Here is a 2,804-nt window from a genome sequence, read left to right as displayed (position 1 = left end):
TCTCAGAGACTTTATCAAGAGATACAATCGAAAAACCAAGGCTTATTCCAAAGCCGCTGATATGGCTGAATTATCTGTGTATATACATTTCTTCTTTGACGCTATATTTGCTTAGCAATGCCAAAAAATAAGACGTAATTTTTAATAATTATTTACTCGTCTACTAGTAAAATAGTCTAGCTTATGGTACAGAATTACAGTAAAACTATTATGTACTTCTAAATATTATAAATGATTATTCAAGGAATTAAAGATGAATGGGAGCTTGTTATAGGCTTAGAAATTCATGCGCAATTGAGTTCAAACAGTAAATTATTCTCGAGCGCCTCAACTAGTTTTGGTGAGGAGAATAATGAGCAAGTATCATTTATTGATTCAGCAATGCCAGGTATGTTGCCAGTAACAAATGAAAAATGTGTAGAATTAGCTGTAAGAGCAGGTCTTGCGCTTGATGCTAAGATCAATGAGTTTTCTATGTTCGATAGGAAGAATTATTTTTACCCTGATTCTCCTCAAGGCTACCAAATTTCTCAGTTTTTTTATCCAATAGTATCTGATGGTAGCATTGAAATTACAACAAAAGAAGGGGAGCAAAAAACAATTGTTATAAATCGTATTCACATCGAACAAGATGCAGGAAAAAGCATTCATGACCAAAGCCCTACCGAAACTTTTATTGACTTAAATAGAGTGGGAGTTCCTTTGATTGAAATAGTCACAAATCCAGATTTTCAAGATCCTGATGAAGTTGAGCAATTCATGAAAAAATTACGAAATATATTAAGATATATTGACGTGTGTGATGGAGATTTAGAAAAAGGTTCAATGCGATGTGATGCTAATGTTTCAGTTAAGAAAAAAGGAGATAATGAGCTAGGAACAAGGGTTGAAATAAAAAATCTGAACTCCTTCAAAAACATTGGCAAGGCTATAATGCATGAGGCAAATAGACAGATAGAATTATTGGAAGATGAACAAAAAATTATTCAGGAAACTAGATTATTTGATGTCAATTTAGGTCAAACAAAGTCTATGAGAAAAAAGGAGGAAGCTAATGATTATAGGTATTTTCCTGATCCAGATTTATTACCACTAAGAATTTCTTCAGAGTATATCAATGATATTAGGAATAACCTTCCTGAATTACCAGAAGATAAAAAAAAGAGGTACATCAAAGAATATGGTATCACTGAATACGATTCTGAAGTATTAACTGCAGATAAAAAAGTTGCGGAATTTTTTGAAAAAATTGCTAAAAAAATTGAACCTAAGCTTGCTGCAAATTGGATTTGTGCCGAGCTTTTTGGAAGATTAAATAAAGTAGGTATAGAGTTTAGTGATTTATCCATTAGTTCTGAAGATTTTGGCTCTCTGCTACAGTTAATTGCTTCTAATAAAATTTCTGGCAAGATAGCAAAAGAAGTACTTGATAAAATGTTTGAAACTAATGAAGCGCCAGAAAAAATAGTCGAAAAATACAATTTATCTCAAATTTCTAATACTGATGAAATTGAAAAATATATCGATGACATTATCAGTGCTAATCCTAAAAAGGTTGAGGAGTATAGGTCAGGAAAAGATAAATTATTTGGATTTTTTGTCGGGGAAATAATGAAAATAAGCAAAGGCAAGGCTAATCCTCAAAGCGTTAATGAAATATTAATAAAAAAGTTACAATCCAATTGAAAATGATAATTCAATGTAAAAATTGTGATACGAAATTTAGAGTTAGTGAATCTGAAATTGGCAATCATGGAAGAATGGTTTGTTGTTCTGTATGTGAATATGAATGGTTACACATACCTAACAAGGGAAATATTAAATTAGGTGAAAGCAATGAACCAATAGTTAGTCAAATCGCCAGTAAAAGTATCAAAAAAAATATAGCTTCTATAATTTACTCACTTATTATTTTTATTGCTTTATCTTTATTTCTATATGTTGAGAGAGAGTTTTTAGTTGATCAGCATGCTTTTTTTGAAATTTTTTATAAATTGTTTGATTATCATAATGCAGAAGGTTTAAAAATAGAACTTTCTAAGCCAATTAAAGAAGAATATGGAGATAGTAATTTTAACAGGCAAATTAGGTATAAAATACCAATCAAAATCATTAATGATTCTGATAAAACAAAATTTGTGCAAACGGTGAAAATAATAGGTTATGACGAAAATAATAAAATACTAAATATGTCAACCAATCTTAGGAAGGATATTCCGCCTCATTCTGAGTTTAATGTGTCAATATGTCCGGACAAGGAAATTGGGGAGTTGGATTTTATTTTTGTGGGGATAGGAAATATTCACGATTTAAAAAATTTCCACCACAATCATGAGTATAAAAAATCAAGAAAATAAAATTTCATTAAGCATAAATATATGGACCTCAATGTAACAAATATTTATCTAATATAATAATTAAAATGTTCGCAAAATGTTGGGTTTAAACGTTAAATGTAGCATTCAAGCGTACTTTTTTATTGCTATTTTTATTAAAAAAAACTAGATTATATCCACAAACATCTAGGAGAGATGGCCGAGTGGCTGAAGGCGCTTCCCTGCTAAGGAAGTATACGATTTTTTCGTATCGAGGGTTCGAATCCCTCTTTCTCCGCCAGCTTACAGCACTCGAACTTTTTGAGCGTCATTTTTCAAATCGGCACCGTCAAGTTAAAATGAAAATCGAGTAGAGAGGCGCATTGCAGCACCTCCCTCTCACACCACCGTACAAGCGATGTCGCATAGGGCGGTTTCAGATTTGTGTTTACCAAAAGCAGAGTACATAGAGAAGAGATTAATCTTCTC

General features: G+C 31.6%; 2 protein-coding genes and 1 tRNA gene. All 3 read left to right on the top strand.

The features are described 5' to 3' along the window. Positions 1–231 precede the first annotated feature (231 nt). Entirely contained in the window at positions 232–1,686 is a 1,455-nt protein-coding gene (gene gatB, locus L8D11_RS04800) for an Asp-tRNA(Asn)/Glu-tRNA(Gln) amidotransferase subunit GatB (protein WP_236870533.1), read from the top strand. Positions 1,687–1,688: 2 nt separating this feature from the next. Then, the gene (locus L8D11_RS04795) at positions 1,689–2,357 is read left to right on the top strand and encodes an MJ0042-type zinc finger domain-containing protein (RefSeq protein WP_236870532.1); all 669 of its coding nucleotides are present in this window, start codon (positions 1,689–1,691) and stop codon (positions 2,355–2,357) included. 168 nt (positions 2,358–2,525) lie between these two features. Then, positions 2,526–2,616: transfer RNA gene (locus tag L8D11_RS04790), tRNA-Ser, on the top strand. The last annotated feature ends 188 nt before the right edge of the window (positions 2,617–2,804 follow it).

The sequence above is a fragment of the Candidatus Bandiella numerosa genome (genome assembly GCF_021811875.1).
Lineage (GTDB): Bacteria > Pseudomonadota > Alphaproteobacteria > Rickettsiales > Midichloriaceae > Aquirickettsia > Aquirickettsia numerosa_A.
The sequence above is the reverse complement of the archived record's forward strand: the minus strand, read 5'-3'. Positions and strand labels throughout refer to the sequence as shown.

What these genes read in the sequence shown, in the direction of transcription:
- gatB (WP_236870533.1), top strand. Translation starts at nt 232, where the DNA reads ATGATTATTCAAGGAATTAAAGATGAATGGGAGCTTGTTATAGGCTTA.
- L8D11_RS04795 (WP_236870532.1), top strand. Translation starts at nt 1,689, where the DNA reads ATGATAATTCAATGTAAAAATTGTGATACGAAATTTAGAGTTAGTGAA.